This is a genomic window from Methylobacterium thuringiense (assembly GCF_022179645.1).
GTDB lineage: Bacteria > Pseudomonadota > Alphaproteobacteria > Rhizobiales > Beijerinckiaceae > Methylobacterium > Methylobacterium thuringiense.
This window is the reverse complement of record NZ_BPRA01000028.1, coordinates 20,269-35,324: the sequence shown is the minus strand read 5'-3', so window position 1 is coordinate 35,324 and position 15,056 is coordinate 20,269. Positions and strand designations below refer to the sequence as shown.

13 protein-coding genes and 1 pseudogene are annotated in these 15,056 nt (G+C 65.5%); 5 read left to right on the top strand and 9 right to left on the bottom strand.

Annotation, left to right across the window (positions count from 1 at the left end; translation table 11 throughout):
* Positions 1-928: hypothetical protein (locus MFF07_RS21445; protein ID WP_238232858.1), on the top strand; the 928-nt coding region annotated here is incomplete at its 5' end.
* A gap of 88 nt (positions 929-1,016) precedes the next feature.
* Here MFF07_RS21445 and MFF07_RS21440 read toward each other — a convergent pair.
* The gene (locus tag MFF07_RS21440; protein ID WP_238232857.1) at positions 1,017-1,655 is read right to left on the bottom strand and encodes a hypothetical protein; all 639 of its coding nucleotides are present in this window, start codon (positions 1,653-1,655) and stop codon (positions 1,017-1,019) included.
* A 569-nt stretch (positions 1,656-2,224) separates the two neighbouring features.
* On the opposite strand from MFF07_RS21440, the gene MFF07_RS21435 reads away from it, so the two are divergent.
* The gene (locus tag MFF07_RS21435; RefSeq protein ID WP_238232856.1) at positions 2,225-2,566 is read left to right on the top strand and encodes a hypothetical protein; all 342 of its coding nucleotides are present in this window, start codon (positions 2,225-2,227) and stop codon (positions 2,564-2,566) included.
* A gap of 320 nt (positions 2,567-2,886) precedes the next feature.
* Positions 2,887-3,291, top strand: coding sequence for a hypothetical protein (locus MFF07_RS21430; RefSeq protein ID WP_238232855.1), 405 nt, complete (start codon positions 2,887-2,889; stop codon positions 3,289-3,291).
* A 2-nt stretch (positions 3,292-3,293) separates the two neighbouring features.
* Here MFF07_RS21430 and MFF07_RS21425 read toward each other — a convergent pair whose 3' ends face one another.
* Both MFF07_RS21425 and MFF07_RS21420 read right to left on the bottom strand, forming a co-directional pair.
* Positions 3,294-4,331: a hypothetical protein gene (locus MFF07_RS21425; RefSeq protein ID WP_238232854.1), complete on the bottom strand. Its 1,038-nt coding sequence runs from the start codon at positions 4,329-4,331 to the stop codon at positions 3,294-3,296.
* 210 nt (positions 4,332-4,541) lie between these two features.
* Positions 4,542-5,729 (bottom strand): flotillin family protein, encoded by a 1,188-nt coding sequence (locus tag MFF07_RS21420; protein WP_238232853.1) that lies wholly within the window; start codon positions 5,727-5,729, stop codon positions 4,542-4,544.
* Positions 5,730-5,870: 141 nt separating this feature from the next.
* Here MFF07_RS21420 and MFF07_RS21415 point away from each other — a divergent pair, with 141 nt between their 5' ends.
* A complete protein-coding gene (locus MFF07_RS21415) occupies positions 5,871-6,134 on the top strand; it encodes a helix-turn-helix domain-containing protein (RefSeq protein ID WP_238232852.1) in 264 nt (87 codons plus the stop codon).
* A gap of 8 nt (positions 6,135-6,142) precedes the next feature.
* Here MFF07_RS21415 and MFF07_RS21410 read toward each other — a convergent pair whose 3' ends face one another.
* The 3 genes from MFF07_RS21410 to MFF07_RS21400 form a co-directional block, all read right to left on the bottom strand.
* Positions 6,143-6,643, bottom strand: a complete 501-nt coding sequence (locus MFF07_RS21410) for a hypothetical protein (RefSeq protein WP_238232851.1) — start codon at positions 6,641-6,643, stop codon at positions 6,143-6,145.
* Between the two features lie 175 nt (positions 6,644-6,818).
* Positions 6,819-7,154 (bottom strand): DUF3768 domain-containing protein, encoded by a 336-nt coding sequence (locus tag MFF07_RS21405; protein ID WP_238232850.1) that lies wholly within the window; start codon positions 7,152-7,154, stop codon positions 6,819-6,821.
* Positions 7,155-7,267: 113 nt separating this feature from the next.
* Positions 7,268-7,993 (bottom strand): hypothetical protein, encoded by a 726-nt coding sequence (locus MFF07_RS21400; RefSeq protein ID WP_238232849.1) that lies wholly within the window; start codon positions 7,991-7,993, stop codon positions 7,268-7,270.
* Positions 7,994-8,297: 304 nt separating this feature from the next.
* Here MFF07_RS21400 and MFF07_RS21395 point away from each other — a divergent pair.
* Positions 8,298-9,263: pseudogene (locus MFF07_RS21395) on the top strand (ATP-binding protein); the annotation flags it as partial.
* Positions 9,264-9,267: 4 nt separating this feature from the next.
* On the opposite strand, the gene MFF07_RS21390 reads toward MFF07_RS21395, so the two are convergent.
* The 3 genes from MFF07_RS21390 to MFF07_RS21380 form a co-directional block, all read right to left on the bottom strand.
* Positions 9,268-10,737 carry a PAS domain-containing protein gene (locus MFF07_RS21390; RefSeq protein WP_238232848.1) on the bottom strand — a complete coding sequence of 490 codons (1,470 nt, stop codon included), beginning with the start codon at positions 10,735-10,737 and terminating at the stop codon, positions 9,268-9,270.
* 611 nt (positions 10,738-11,348) lie between these two features.
* Positions 11,349-13,397, bottom strand: coding sequence for an ATP-binding protein (locus tag MFF07_RS21385; RefSeq protein WP_238232847.1), 2,049 nt, complete (start codon positions 13,395-13,397; stop codon positions 11,349-11,351).
* Complete coding sequence (locus tag MFF07_RS21380; RefSeq protein WP_238232846.1) at positions 13,394-14,896, bottom strand: ATPase domain-containing protein; 1,503 nt, start codon at positions 14,894-14,896, stop codon at positions 13,394-13,396. The genes MFF07_RS21385 and MFF07_RS21380 overlap by 4 nt, the downstream gene beginning before the upstream one ends.
* Positions 14,897-15,056 lie beyond the last annotated feature (160 nt).

The following is a 15,056-nucleotide window of genomic DNA, read 5'->3' as shown; positions in this document are numbered from 1 at the left end:
TTTGTCACCGCCCTACACAGTGCCGGTCGAGGGCAGCGCCATCAACGGCCCCTATCCGCCGGACAGTTCGGACCTACAGCGTCGCATCAAAGAGAACCCGGACGCCGTCGCGGCAGAAGCAAAGGCCAAACTTCATACTATTCAGGCGGGCTACCGCCGCGATTTGTATGCCCTTTTGGCGATGATTGTCGGTGTCGGCCGTCACTACTACCTCAACTACAAGGCCTGGAAGCTATTTTTCGACCAGCCGTTTTTCCAAACTGGCAAGATCAAGCCAAAAGCGCGTACCCATCACACGGATGCGCTGCGGCACACGATGAACTTTGTGTTCGACGCCAAATCTAAGCAGGCGCGTAGCCGGACGGGAAAGTATGCGGCGGCGCTTCGCGAGATCATGATCCTTGGCGTGCCAGTCCATCTCGTGGCGCAGGAGATCGAGCAAGCGGGCGGAATTGAGAAGCTGTACGAGGCCCACTTGGAGCGGGAGGCGCACAAGCCGAAAGAGGGCCGGGATCAAGCCCGGACCGAAGAAGAGTTCATGGCCACCGCGCAGTACTGCAATTTGGAGGGCGACAAGGCCATCACGATGGAGAACATGACGTTTCGCGACTTGGAGGATGGTGGTGAAGAGGAGTCTGACGTCCAAAACGACGGTATCGATGGCCTAAAGGGCGAGGGCGAAATGGACGATCCTCTCGACATCTACGAGGACGCCGAGCTCAGGCAGGATCTCGTGCCGGCGCGCGGTCGCGATCCGGATGGCCGCCTCACTGTCGAGCTTGAGGCGACTGGCGAGCGCCAGGAGCGGTTCCTGGGGCTGCGCAAAGGTAAACGCTTCGTGATTTATGGCCACTGTCCTGGCCGCACGGATGACGATTGGCAGCGCCTCAAAATCGATCAGGTAATCTGGAAGCCTCGCAGCCGCTGAGCCGGATTGGCAGGATTGAGCGAGCCGGGGCGGGAAGCTGCCCTGGCTTTTTTATGAGCGCATGTCGTCGTGCAAAGCACGGATGACCTCAGCCACGATCAACCACAAGGGGTTGCCATGGGTCGGAAGCTGTTTGCGGTTGGCACTGAAGTTCGGCCGACGATCTGGGCAGCAGGAGAATGTCATCGAAGTTGGCCCGGCCCCGCTTCAGGGTCTTGAAATTGTAGGTGTGCACGTAGTCAAGGTCGCTGGCGATCAGCGTGGCGTGAAGCGAAAGCAGGGGACCTCCCGTGGGGCAATAGCGCCCACCTTCCTGGGTGAGATGCACGTCCAGGCCTTCGCGAAGGCGGCTGTTCGGCGGCATCACCGCCACGCCCTGCAGGTGCAGTCCGCCGTTGGGCAGATCGGAGCGAACACCCACCTTCTCCCGCTTCGCGACCGGCACATCGGGGGCGAGGATCCAGCGTGGGCGCAAAGCGCGAACGCTGGCGGCATGAGGGTGTTTCCACACCCGGGAGAGGATCCAGTCATAGGCTCGTGCTGCTTCGCGATGCATCTGAGCCATGACGTTGTCCCGGCGCCCCCCGAGGTGACGAAACTTAAGGACGAGAAGGTAGGGGGACCAGCCTTCGGCTGTGAGGTCAATTGCGATTTGGCCATAGCCCCCGGTGAGCTGATGGATCTGGTTGCTGCGGCTAAGGCTCTCCTGGGGTATGTTGCCCGGCATAATGGGTCTCCCTGACGCTATGGGGGGTGGGGGAAGCCTTATGGTTTCCATGCTCAATGAGCTTGTGTGCTCAATCGGCTCTCTTTCGACACACTTGAACATATGCACGTCCGAGGACGCGCAGTTCTGCGCCAAGTACCGCGCGCCGTCTTGTGGCAGCTTCCAAGCAAGCCGGCAGTTTGTAAGCACAAATTACTTTACTGCTTCGCCAAATCGGTACGTTGTACGGCGACCGTGCGTTAGTGTGTTGTCAGCAGAGACAATCTGACCCGGCATCTTCTGTCCGATGGGGATGGCGCCACCGAGTTGCCGATGACGGGGAAAGGAGGCGTAGAGCCTTCGCACTTCCCCACCGCCTCTGCTCATCGCGATGAGCAGAGGCGGTGGGGAGCCGGAGGTGCGCGGCACATCCGTAAGGTTCGCACAGGCCGCCTGCGAGAACAGTGCGGTGCGCGGCACGGCAGAGTTTTTCCAGCCACCGCCGCAGCAGCGGTGTGGGTCGCACGCCTCGGGGGCATCGGCCAAAACCTACGGATCGCGCCTTGAGGCATCGATGGGGATCGCCGCGTGTGACCACGCCCGATCTGACAAGGAATACGACTTCGGTAAATTCGAACTGCGCACCGAGTGCGTTCCTCACCTGGGGAGTGATGACTACGATCAAGATCTCATCGTCGGTCGATGAGCGGCAGCTGATGCGTTTGATCGCCAATGCGCACGAGAGCGGTGTTCCAATTGCTCCGCTTCCAAAGGACGGCCGCTGTATCAGCGCGATGGACAAGGACGTCGTGCGTGATCTGCGCGGTCGCCAATTCGAGCGTGAGGTCCGCGATGCGTTCGACCGCGCCACTATGGCCGGCTGCGAGCCACGGCCGCGGATCGAACCGCCGTGGACGAGGGCGATGCCATGAGGATGCTCGTGCACGTCGCCGCCGCGGAACTCGTCCGCAGTTCGGCCCCGATCAGACGGCCTAGGCCCTGCTGCGGATCGGCCAGGAGCTGCGCCGCTACGGCGCGAGCAACCTGCACGCGACGGTGCTGAACCGCGTCGATGAGGCGGTGCACGGCAAGGACTGATGAGCAAGCCGGAACGCTGAATGGACGATGCCTCGCATTCCCTCTCCTCGCCCGTTCGGCCCCCCTTGAGGAGCACTAGCGGCTCGCGACTGCCGAACGCGGCGGGCCGATCCTCAACCGCGATCACCCCCCCTACCCAAGCAAGGAGACCCATATGACCCAAGCAACCAAGCCGATTACTCGCAAATCTCAGGGGGCCGCGCGCCCTGCGACCGGCAAGTCATCGCGGACTGGCGCCCCCCTCCCCCGCGCCCGCCGGGCCGAGCCGCACAAGGAGACGGGGGCGTTCGGACGGCCCATCCGGGCGACTGTGGCGGCGCGCACCGATCTCCGGCGCTGGCTCACGGACGGAACGGTGCACCGGGTGGACGGACTGATGATGGCCACCCAGTTGCTGGCCGCCGCGGTGCAGGAGGCGCGCGCGTTCTTGGATCCGACCTCCCTGACGATGGCGCTGGCCGCAATTGGCACGGTACCGGAGACGGTGACCGGGGAGAAGCTCGTTGGTAGGGTCGAGAGCATCCTGATGGGTGTGAGCGAGTGCGAGCTGCGAGGCTAAGCTCACACGCTGCGGGACGGGCAGGCCGCTTTGGCACGGTGGCAATCGATGAGAGCCTGGAGGCCCGGTGCTGCTGGTCCGAAGCTGACGACGGCGACGTCGAGGTCGCGATCACCGGCCATCCTCAGCGCCCGCAGCATGGCCGCGTCGATCCAGCCGTCTGCGTTGCCGAAGGCGCCCCCGCCAAGCCGCGTGAGCTGCACCCGGTTCGACGTACCGCGCGCTGCGTTCAACAGGCCGGCCAGTAGGGTTGCTTCGTAGGCGGCTTCCAGCACCAGCCTGGCGAAGGGCGCCCAAAGCGTGATCGGTAGCCGCGTGTAGGCCACCGGCAGCGCCGAGCAGAAGATCTGGCTGACGAGCTGTCGCGGCGCCGACCCATCGGTAACCTCGACGTCCGTGTGCAGGCCCACCCGCAACCGGCTTCGAAGCTCGTCCAGGGCGTCTTCGTCCGCGCCGTGCAGGTACCGGGCGATGGCCGCCAAGCTACTTGCCGTGGGCAGGGCGTAGCCGTTGCGCATCGTCCATAGGTTCGCCCGGTCGGTGCCGAGGCGGTGCGCAAGGGCATCGCCCAGGTCGGCGAGGCCGTCGAGTTGCCGATTTGCTGTTTGACCTGTGCCGCCAGCGACCGGGACGAGGTAATTGCGATAGACCGTGGCCGCGCCCGCTGCGATGGCGCAGGCCGGACCCTGCGTCCGGTCATGCTCGTAGCCAGTGACGCCATCCTCCGGGGTCACATTAGGCCCGACCATTTCTAGCATGTTGAACTGCGACGCGACTTGGAACAGCGCGCCGGTGTTTTCCGGCTCCCGGTGCATGACGCTGACATCACCCTCGACGATGGACAACCTCAGCCGGCCCGGACGTTTCACAGTGGCTGCGGCGACCCGCAGCTCCGAGAGGGACGGCAACGTGAGCGTCCCGACAGCAAAGCCCTCGCCTGAGTCCTGCCGAATCAGGCGACCGTCGATCAGGCGTAGATGTGCCTGCGTTCGGGCGTAGCTCGATTCTCGAAACCCAGTCAGTCGCTCAAACCAGTCCATCCGGTTCTCCTCGATTGTCCCAGTGCCGAGCCCGAAGCGTCCCCGTCCACACGACATGACCGTCGCCCTTCGGCACCCCGCATCGAACATCATCCGCACGGTTGGGGCGTCTGCGGGGCGTGATCGGGAAGGCGCCGAATACCCCCGATTGGATGCGCGCTTTCTGCAAGCCTGATCTAACGGAAGGACAATAGCTTGCTGGCCGCAATCCTAGCGATTGTCCGGTGGCGTGACCCTGCAATCCCGAAAGACGATACGGATCTGCACCGGGCTGCTTTCCAGGACGAACTCGTCGGCGTCGGGGGCGGCGACGTGAATGATGCCATAGGGCGGCGTCACGGTTCGCAGCACCGCCAGACTTGCCGTGTCGGTACCGTTTACGCGGCAGAAGAGCCCCTGCCCCGGTTTGCCGGGCACTCCGGGCCGTCCGGACAGCTGAACCAGCCAGCCCGTTGGCGCCGGCTCGATGGCACTCACGCCGACGTTGAAGTCGATGCCCCTGGCCAGGGAAATGCGAAAGCTTTCTCGCTGCAACGGATTCGTCAGCGCCATGATCAGCTGCTGCCCAAGCCATTCGAAGTCGGGGTGGGGGCCGCCCTCGGTGATCGCCCCATCCCCCTGGTTCGGCGCTACGCGCGGCACCGCGGCCTGACGATCCCGCTCCGCCTCGATTTGAGCGCGCAGCTGGCGGGTCTGCTCGAGCATCGTCAAAAGCGGCTTGGCGGCCGGAGCGTCGCCAATCTCGGCTGCAATCGCCTGCATCCGGGTAAGGTAGCCGTCGAGTCGCGCAAGCTTCTGGTCGGGAGGGAGCGCCTCGATTTCGTTTTGTGTGAACGCGAGCAGCTCCTGCAGAAGCGACACGACCGTCTTCTTGGCCTCCTCGTTGCGCCCTGCCCTCTCGGCCCGCGCAGCCCCCTCAGCCTGAGCACGCTGTGTTGCCGCTTCAGCCTCCGTTCGCTGCTGTTCCTCCGCGCGCAGGCGCTTTTCCGTGTCGTAGGCTGCATCCGCCCGCTGTTTGTCGGCGACGGCGCGGGCTTCGGCGACCTTGGGGCGCAGCTCGGCCATCGCGGTGTCGATCACCCGGATCGCATCGTTGCGGTTGTAGTCGCCCATGCTGCGCCAGTCCGAGCGTCGGGTCTGACAGGCGACGAAATAAGCGCGGAAGTCGGCCACGTCCTGATCGGTCCACTCCGCCAGCGCCTTGCCATAGGGCTTCGCGGTGTAGGGTGAGATCTCGTAGGAGAAGCTCTCGCTCATCGGCTTGCGGCAGCCGCCGATGCGGTCGAGGAAATCGGTGATGGTGCCCGCCTGGGCGTCGGGGGCGGCGAGCATAAGCACGGTGGCGCAGATGCCGATGCCCAGCATCAATGGCCTAATCGTCGTCGAGTCCTCGTTCACACGATCCTCCCGGTTCCGATTTTTTAAGACGGGTCCGACTACGGCATCGCCAATGCGGTCACCGCAAACCCGCTGAAGCTGCATAAATGAGGGACTGTCAGTCCGTCGATTGTCAAGCCGCGGATCGGGCTGTCTCGCGCGATGGACGCGCGCGTAATCATCGGCTGGAACCTACGGCGGCTGCGGGTCGAGCGCGGGCTGTCGCAGGAGCGATTGGCGCTGGCTGCCGGGATCGACCGCGCCTACGTCGGACGGGTGGAGCGGGGGTCTGAGAACGTCACCATCACCACGTTGGAAGCGATGGCATTGGCACTTTCCGTACCGGTCGCCGCGCTGCTGATCGAACCTGACGCCGACGCGGCACGGCCGGTGCCGCTGCGGGCCGGCCGCAAGCGCGTGCCGTAGCAGCGCGCTCACGACGGCACTCCCTCGACCGTCGCGAGGCCCCTGAGATCCAAAAGGATCAGGCGCAGTTCTCGCCAGGGCGACGCCGCGCTGGCGGACGGTCCGGGCTCCTGGGTGCTGAGCAGGACGAGAAGTTTCAGCACCACCGCGTCGAGGGTCCAGGCGGGAGTGGCGAGCAAGCCGGCAGCCGTATCGAGCACGGCCTGATCGAGGGCAGCCTCGCGTGCCTGAGCCGCGGTCAGGCCGATCTCGTAAGCTGCTTCATCCCAGCGCCCCTGTCGGCGCTGCAGAAGCCGCTGAAGGCGTCGCCGCTGGCGACCCGGGGCCATGACCTGGGCAATAGTGAGCGCATCGACTGCCTCGCGCTGCGACCTGTCCCAATCCGCGGGCAGCGGCACACGCGGGTACCCCATCTGCGTGAGGAGCCCCGCTTCGAGGCGGTCGCAACTGGCCAACGCTGCCTCATGTCGTTCGAGCAGCCCCTGAAACTCGGCGAAAAGCCGCGGCATCGGATCGATGACCGAGACGAAGCGGGCTATGTGGGACGAGGGCCGCTCGAAGCTTGTCGCCTCCCTGCCTATTGCTGGGAGTCCTCCGAGAAGGGCGAGCAGGCGCCGACGGGTCGATGAAGTGCGTGCCGACGGGGTTGCGGCATCGGGCGGCCTGTCTTCGCGCCGGGCCACCTCAATACTCCTCGGCGAGCATGACGGTCAGGACGCGGGTGGTGACGCTGGTATCGGCTGGATCTCGGGACGCGCGCGTCAGCGAGCGGTCGAAGTAGTCGATCTTGAACAGAATCCGTTCGCCGACCGCATCAAGCGCGCCGAAGTCGTGCTCACCATAGGGATCGTTGTCGGTATCGAAGCCGTCGAAAGCGGCGATGGCCGCGAGGATGGTCTGTTGGCGCTCCCGGCCAAGGGCAACGAGCCCGGCGGTCAGGACGAGGGTGCCGCCGGCAAGCGTACGGCGCAGGATGTCGTTGAGCGCAGCAATGCGGCCCACATCGAGGATGTCGGTCATGGAGACCTCGGGAGAATGAGAGGGGATGGTCTGGCGCGGCTGACGCGCTGGGCCGCCGCTGAGGCGCCCGGGCCGGCATTCCGAACCCGGACGCGGGACAGTTGCGGGCGGCCTCAGACCTTGCCGGGCGGCATCAGGGCGAGTTCGCCGGGCTGGCGCAGGATCGTCCCCTGCTGGGGGTAGTCCCGCCAGCGCAGCGAGAACACCCGGCCGTTCATGCCGATGACCTCGGCCTCCCACCAACCGTCATCGACGCCCTCGTGAGCTAGTACGAGGCTGCCGAGACCGATCTCGTCGCGCTCGCGGGGAATGGAGCTGCCGACGAAGTTGTGATCGCCGAACTTCGGCTTGGCGGGGCCGTCAGCTGCCGCCGTAGCACCTGCTGCGGCTGTAACCGCCCTGCCCCGATCCGCACCTTCGAGGGCCCCCGCTGGGGCCGGTGGCCGGGTCTCGTCGGCGCCGCTCTCGCCCCTCGCAACCGCGGCTGGTGCCCCCCGCTGTTCGGGGCGCTCGGTGATGTTGAGGCCAGCGTTGTCACCGGCCTGGGCCACGAGGCGGCCGTAGAGATCGCGGCGAGCGGCCGGAACATGGGCCTTGCCGTTCGAAAGGATACGGCCGCGGCCGAGCTGCGTGGCAAGTGCCCTCTCTTCGTCGCCAGCAACCGGCAACACGCGAAGCTTCATCGTAGCGGCAGCAGCTGTTGCCGCCTCGGCCTGATCGCCATCGAACCAGGCCGCGCAGGGTTTGCCGCTGCGGTTGCGGCCGAACAGCACCAGAGCGGGTGGCTGAGGGGTAGGCGGACTTTCGGTAACGGAGGCGGGAACGATCTGGATCGCCATTAGGGTGCTCCTAAAACGACGAAGGCCCCCGTGATGGGGGCCTTCTGTGGAGGTGCAGTGGTGGGTGGGGGTACGCCGGTCCTGGCGTGGCAGTGGCTCGAGCCAATGTCGTCGTGTTCGCCCGGGCATGACGTGCTCTCCTCGCAACTAATCGATCGGCGCTGCCGCGCTGCGCGGCACCAGTGATCGACAACACCAGTATTGCCGAAGCGGCAGCCTAAGTCAAGATTTAAATCCTATAGTTGGGTACGGCTGGGATTACATCTGCTTAGCGCCAATGGCGGAAGATGGGCGCCCGCCAGGAAGCAGACGTTCCGCATTCGACCCGACCCAGTCGTTCGGGCTCCTCGACGCAATACCCGGAAGCGGACGTTTAGCTACCCTCACCGGCGCCCGCATCCGCGTCGTCACCGACGTGGCCTCGAACAAGGACAGGCGCGGGGAGGAAACCCCCTACCTGATCGACGCTGACCCGAGCCAGTTCGACACCACCCTGGTGAACATGGCCATCAATGCCCGGGACGCCATGGATGGCGAGGGCCGGCTGGATATCGGAGTCCGTCGGACCTCCGCCATCCCGGCGGTCCGGGCCCATCCCCGCATCCCCGGGGACTTCGTCGCCGTCTCGGTCCGTGACACCGGCACCGGCATCGCCGCCGACGACCTCGACCGGATCTTCGAGCCGTTTTACACGACCAAAGGCGTCGGCCAGGGTACCGGCCTCGGGCTGAGCCAAGTGTTCGGATTCGCCAAGCAATCAGGCGGCGAGGTGTTGGTCGAGAGCGCTCTCGGCAAAGGCACCACCTTCACCCTGTACCTGCCGCGCGAGGTCGGACGGTCCGTGACGGCCGAGGACGATGCCGAGCCCGAGCCCCTTGCCAACGGGCACGGCACCCGCGTTCTCGCGGTCGAGGATAACGAGGAGGTCGGCTCCTTCGCGACACAGTCGTTGCGCGAACTCGGCTACGAGACCGTCTGGGCGATGACCGCCGAGGAAGCCCTGTCGACCCTGTCATCGCCCTATCGCTTAGACGTCGTGTTCACCGACGTGGTGATGCCCGGGATGAACGGGATCGACATGGCGCGGGAGATCCGCCACCGGCTTCCCAACCTGCCGGTTGTGCTCGCCTCCGGCTACAGCCACGTGCTCGCCGAGCAGGGCACCCACGGCTTCCCGCTCCTGAAGAAGCCCTACTCAATGGAGGATTTGTCTCGCATCCTACGGCGCGCGGTGAACAAGGCCACCTCGGAAGCCATCGTCGACAAGTGACGCCTCAGTCGCGCGTGATCTCCGGCAACGGCGCCTCGGCCGTAAAGACGACGCCGCGCGGGCGGTAGTCGATCTCGGCCGTCCCGCCGATCTCCGTTGCCAGCGCCCGCTCGATCATCCGCGATCCGAAGCCGGTCCGGGTCGGACGCGACACCCGGGGACCGCCTACCTCCTGCCACTGGAACCACAAGCGGATCGGGTCCGATCCATCCACGACGTCCCAACTCACGATCACCCGGCCGAGGTCCGTGGACAGCGAACCGTACTTGACCGAGTTCGTCGCAAGCTCGTGGATCGCAAGAGCGAAGGCGAGGCCCACGCGCGGCGCCAGCCGCAGGATCGGCCCACCGATCTTGAAGCGCGTGTCCTGCTCCACCCCGAAAGGATGCAGCGCCGCGATAACCACCTCTGTCAGCGTCGCCCAATCGCCGCTGCCACGCAGCAGCATTTCGGTCGCGGCCGACAAGGATTTCAGGCGGGATTCCATCGCCTCCTGCGCGGCTTCGAGCGAGGTGGCGTTGCGCAGCGTCTGGCGCGAGATGGATTGCACGGTGGCCAGGGTGTTCTGGATACGATGGCTCAACTCCTTCGAAAGAAGGTCCCGATGCTCCTCCGCGAGCTTGCGGTCCGTGATGTCAAGGCTAATCCCGGCAATGCTCAGCGGCGTCCCGTCCGCCCGGTAGGACGCTTGTCCGCGAAGTTGAAGCCAGCGGGTCTTGCCCTGGGGCGTCAGGAGCCGAACCTCGATGTCGTAGTCGGAATGCTCGGCGATTGCCGCATCCCTCGCGGCCAGCTTCCTTTCCCTGTCGTCGGGGTGGATCGCCGCCATCGTCTCCTCGTAGGTCATGGAATCGTGCGCCGGGCGACCGAAGTTCTCCTTGAAACCCTCAGACGCGATCAGTCGCATCGTGCCCAGGTCGAGTGACCATGTCCCGAGGCGACCAGCCTTGAGTGTGAAGCGCAACCGCTCCTCGCTCTGACGCAGATCCTGTGAACGTTGCGCAGCCTCTGCCTCCAGGGCATCGCGATCCGCTTGAAGCCGGACGAGACGTTCCTTCTCCAAGGTAACGTCGAACTGTGAGGCGAAGAAGTATGTCAGGTCGCCGTCCGCATCGAACACCGGAGACACGAGAAGGCGGTTCCAGAAGACGGTCCCGTCCTTGCGGTGGTTGCGAAGGTCAAGCTCGATGGCGGTGCGCCGCTCGATTGCATCACGGAGCCGTGCGACCTCTCCCTGATCCGTTTCCGCCCCCTGGAGGAACCGGCAGTTCCGACCGAGAATCTCGTGCCGTTCGTAGCCCGTAAGCCTCAGGAAGGCGTCATTCACGAACACGATGGGATTGTCCGGCAGGCGCGGGTCGGTGATCAGCATGGGCATGCGCGTCGCCCGGACCGCCCCTGCGAACGGGTCCGAGCCCGCTACGAGGCGGGTGATCTCCGCATCGATGCGGGCGTCTTCGGTACGATCCGACACTGTCCTGGAAAACTCTCAGTGGCTAACGTGGGCGGCCTGGGTCCTTTACGTCGATAGTCCATTTGACTGACGTTGGATGGGAGAAATCGCGCGAACTCGGAGACGTGACCATTCGGCCCAGGTAAAGGTTCCGCCGAACGTGGCGTGAAGTCGCCTCGGCATCCGTTTCCGTCACGGCGAGCTCCGAATCGCCCGCAAGCCCGGCATCCGTCGCCTGGCTATCAAGCTCTCCGGCGGTCGCTCCGACGAGCCGGACCTCGCCCAGTACCTTGATCCCGTCACAGCCTGACCCTTCCGAGGACCAGTCGGCTCCGCATGGCTTCGGCGACGCAATCCTGCAGGAGGCCTTCCTCGATGGGCCTTCGAAGTACGGGAGAGCGAAACCAGACAGGAGCGTCAAGACGCTCAATCAGGCGCGAACCTTCCAGGCCGGATCCCAATTCGCCGCGGGCCGATGCACGGTCTATCACGACTTTCGCCTACTGGATCCGACACCCAGCCGATGTCCGAGTTGAGGGGTTCGGCCCACTCCTCGAAGCAAACCCGAATTTGGGGTCGCCCCGGACCAGATCATCGGGACACGATGGGGTCCGAGGTTCCTTCATGCTCGCCTAGGTACGCTTTCCTCCGAGAACGAGACGAAGAGATTTAGCCAGCTCGTCGCGTCGGTAGGGCTTGTTGAGGACCGGAAGGTCGCCCCGCCCGATCACTTGGCCCTCTTCGAGGTTAGCGACGTACCCGGAGGTCAGAAGGACCTTAAGGCCTGGCCGTAGGCGTTGCGCCTCAACGGCGAGCTGCGATCCATTCATCCCGCCTGGCATCATCACGTCGGAGAACAGGATGTCGATCCGCTCGACGCCCTGGAGATGGACGAGGGCCTCCGCGGCGTTGCGGGCCACGACCACCCGGTAGTGGAGCTCCTCCAAGCTCTCGACAGCCATGCCGAGCACCTGCTCGTCGTCCTCGACCAGGAGCACGGTATCGCCTTCAGTTGCCCGGCGTAGCGGTAGATTGCCACTGCCAGAGCCTAGCTCCTCGCCGGCCGGTTCCGCGGAGCGGGGGAACAGGAGGCGGAAAGTGGTGCCGAAGCCGAGCTCCGTCTCGATGCCAACGAAGCCGCCAGCGCTGCGGGTGAACCCGTACACCTGCGATAGGCCGAGGCCCGTTCCCTTGCCGACCTCCTTGGTGGTGAAGAACGGTTCGAACACCCGGGCCAGGGCCTCCGGGGAGATCCCGCTGCCCTGGTCGGTCACTGAGACCTCGACATAGGCTCCCGGCGGCACGCTCCTGTCGGCCACCGCCGCTGTGTCGAGGTGCACGTTCCGGCTCCGCACAACGATCCGCGAGCCGCCCTTTTCCATCGCATCGCGGGCATTGACGACGAGGTTGAGCACGGCTGCCTCGAACTGCGCCGGGTCGATCCGGATCGGATCGATGGTGGGGTCGAGATCCAGCGAGAGTTCCACGGCGCCGCCCGCCGCCCGCTCGGCCAGCGGCTTGAACTCGGAGAGCAGGCGGTTCGGGTTGATGGTCTGGGGCCGCAACATCTGCCTGCGCGAAAACGCCAGGAGTTGTTGGGTAAGCTGCTCGCCGCGCCGCGCCGCGTTCATCGCCGCTTCCGCCAGACGGACGACGCGCTCGGTGTTCTCCGGCTTGCGCAGCATCATGTCGAGGCCGCCGACGATGACCGTGAGCAGGTTGTTGAAATCGTGCGCCACGCCGCCGGTCAGTTGCCCGATGGCCTCCATCTTCTGGGCCTGTCGCAAGGCCTCCTCGGTGTTCCGCTGGTCGGTCCTGTCGACGATGATGCCCGCCATGCGGACGGGGCTCCCATCATCGCCGTACTCAGCCTTGCCCTTGGCCGCGATCCAGCGGGTCGCCCCGTCGGTCCGCGACATCCGGCATTCCAAGTCCAAGGTTCCTGTCTCTACCGCCTGGGCGAAGGCAGCCTCGACCATGGATCGATCCTCCGGCGCGGCATGGGCCAGGAACTCGGCCCTGCCCCATGTCGCGACCGGCCGGTCGTAGCCGAAAATCGCGTCATGCCGACGGGAGCGCCGTGCCGTGTCCTTGACGAGGTCGAGATCCCAGGATCCCATTCCGGCGGCATCGAGCGCGAAAGCCAGTGTTTCACGTGCTGCCTCGACCTCGCGCGTGCGCTCCTCGACGCGACGCTCCAGCGTCTCGTTCGCGATGCGCAGCCTCTCTTGTGCCTCCTCGCGCTCCCAGATGTGCTGCCGGGCTTGGTACTGGCGCCGACGGACCCGTAGGGCCGAGGAGACTGCGCTTAGAAGCGTCTCGGCGTTGATGGGTCGTTCCAGCAGGACGACGTTGCCGAGGCGTTCGATCACGGCGGCGGCCTTGGTCGAACGTCGCCCGGCCTGCCGCGTCGCCAGCATGATGAACGGGAAGTCCGACCACGGCGGCTGGGACGAGACCCAGGCGTCCAACGATGCGGGATCGACGTCGAGGAGCGCCTCCTCGGTCACGATGGATGTGGCGGCGGACGTACGAAGCCCATCGAGCCACGCGACGGCGTCGGCGCAGACGGTGACGCCAACGTCGGACTTAGCCAGGAGCTGCGCCATGACGACGGCGTCGCGTCCGCGCGGGGCGAGAATCAGTACGCCCTCGCCATCGGCAAAGGATGCTGCCGTCATATTGCCGGCTCGGCGCCCGGGATCAACGCGACCTTGCCGTCGTAGGTTGGCAATCCGGATAGGATGCCCTGGAAATCGGAGAGGGCGGTGCCGACCTGAAGACCGATGGGGGAAAGCTTGAGTTCCCGGATGGTGCGTTCGTGGGAATTGACGCGGCTCTTAACCACCGACAGGGCGGTCCGGACCGCACCGTTGGCCTCGAAGTACCGAAACAGCAGGATGCCGTCGCTGAGGTAACTGAGGTCGATGTCCGAACGGACGTCGCCGATCACGCCGTGCTGGCCGAGGACCAAGAGGGTCGTGGCGCCCTTCTGATTCAGGTAGTTCAGGAGCTCGTGCATCTGCAGGATGAGATACTCCTCGCCGGGCATGGCGTGGATGTATGCGTTCAAGCTGTCGAACACGATGAAGCTCGCGCCCCGCGTCTCGACGGTCCTGCGCACCCTGCACGCGAACTCGCCGGGCGAGAACTCGGCCGGCTCGATCTCGTCGATGACGAGGCTGCCGCTGGAAAGATGGGCGTCGAGGTCCATGCCCAGCGCCCTGGCTCGCGTGAGCATGGTCTGCCGGCCCTCGTCGAACAGGAAGTAGGTCGCCTTCTCCCCGCGGTCCAACGCCTCAAGCATGCACCGGACCGCCGTGGTGGTCTTGCCGACCCCCGAGGGTCCGAGCAGTAGGGTGTTGGTCGCGGGGGCGAGCCCTCCGCCCAGGAGAAGGTCGAGTTCCTCGGAGCCGGTCGAGGCCGGCGTCATGTCGAACTCCGCGGCATGGTCGTCAATGACGAGGCTGGGGAACACCTCGACGCCACCGGTGTCCAGGACGAAGTCGTGCAGCCCGCCGTGGAACTTGACGCCGCGCATCTTCAGGACGTCGAGGCGCCTGCGCGCGGCACCGAAGCCGCGTCGGACCTGTTCCAGCATGATCACCCCGTGGGCGATGCTGTGGAGCTGGACGTCGGCGGTCCCGTCGTCCAGCAGGAAGACGGTGCATTCCCGGGAGGCGAACATCTGCTTCAGGGCCAGGATCTGACGCCGGTACCGGAGCGGGTTCTGGGCGAGCAGGCGTAGCTCCGACAGGCTGTCGAACACCACCCGCTGCGGCTTGAGGCTGTCGACCCGGTCGATCACCTCCCGCACCGTTTCCCCGAGTTCGACCTCGGAGGGATGCAGGACGGATTGCTCGCTGTCGGGATCCAAGCCGAGTTCATTGACGAGCTCATAGACCTCGATGCCGGCGAGCGACCACCCGTGCGTCCCGGCTGCGAACGAGAGCTCGTCGGCGCTCTCCGACAGGGTGACGTAGAGACCCCTCTCCCCCCGCGCGACGCCGTCGAGAAGGAATTGCAGGCCGACCGTCGTCTTGCCGGTCCCCGGCGTCCCTTCGAGCAGATAGAGGCGACCGCGCGTCAAGCCACCATCGAGGATCTCGTCGAGGCCGGCGATACCCGTCGACAGGATGTCGCGACCCCTGGGGGCATGCGTCGTGGCGGACTTGGTCATGGAGTGGCATCCGGTCGTCGGCAACCGATGCCCGTGACGTGGGCTTTGGGGTACCTCGGGAAACGTGTTCCGACGACAACTCCCGCTTGGCGGTTTGGTCCCATCGCAAGACCACGGCATCGCTGGCCCAGGCGGATCGCGACATGCCCGATCCAAGACA

Excerpts from the sequence above, each read along its gene's own strand:
- MFF07_RS21410 (WP_238232851.1), bottom strand. The coding sequence starts at position 6,643 with ATGCCGCGGCTTTTCGCCGAGTTTCAGGGGCTGCTCGAACGACATGAG.
- MFF07_RS21440 (WP_238232857.1), bottom strand. The coding sequence starts at position 1,655 with ATGCCGGGCAACATACCCCAGGAGAGCCTTAGCCGCAGCAACCAGATC.
- MFF07_RS21405 (WP_238232850.1), bottom strand. The coding sequence starts at position 7,154 with ATGACCGACATCCTCGATGTGGGCCGCATTGCTGCGCTCAACGACATC.
- MFF07_RS21400 (WP_238232849.1), bottom strand. The coding sequence starts at position 7,993 with ATGGCGATCCAGATCGTTCCCGCCTCCGTTACCGAAAGTCCGCCTACC.
- MFF07_RS21425 (WP_238232854.1), bottom strand. The coding sequence starts at position 4,331 with ATGGACTGGTTTGAGCGACTGACTGGGTTTCGAGAATCGAGCTACGCC.
- MFF07_RS21380 (WP_238232846.1), bottom strand. The coding sequence starts at position 14,896 with ATGACCAAGTCCGCCACGACGCATGCCCCCAGGGGTCGCGACATCCTG.
- MFF07_RS21415 (WP_238232852.1), top strand. The coding sequence starts at position 5,871 with ATGGACGCGCGCGTAATCATCGGCTGGAACCTACGGCGGCTGCGGGTC.
- MFF07_RS21385 (WP_238232847.1), bottom strand. The coding sequence starts at position 13,397 with ATGACGGCAGCATCCTTTGCCGATGGCGAGGGCGTACTGATTCTCGCC.
- MFF07_RS21430 (WP_238232855.1), top strand. The coding sequence starts at position 2,887 with ATGACCCAAGCAACCAAGCCGATTACTCGCAAATCTCAGGGGGCCGCG.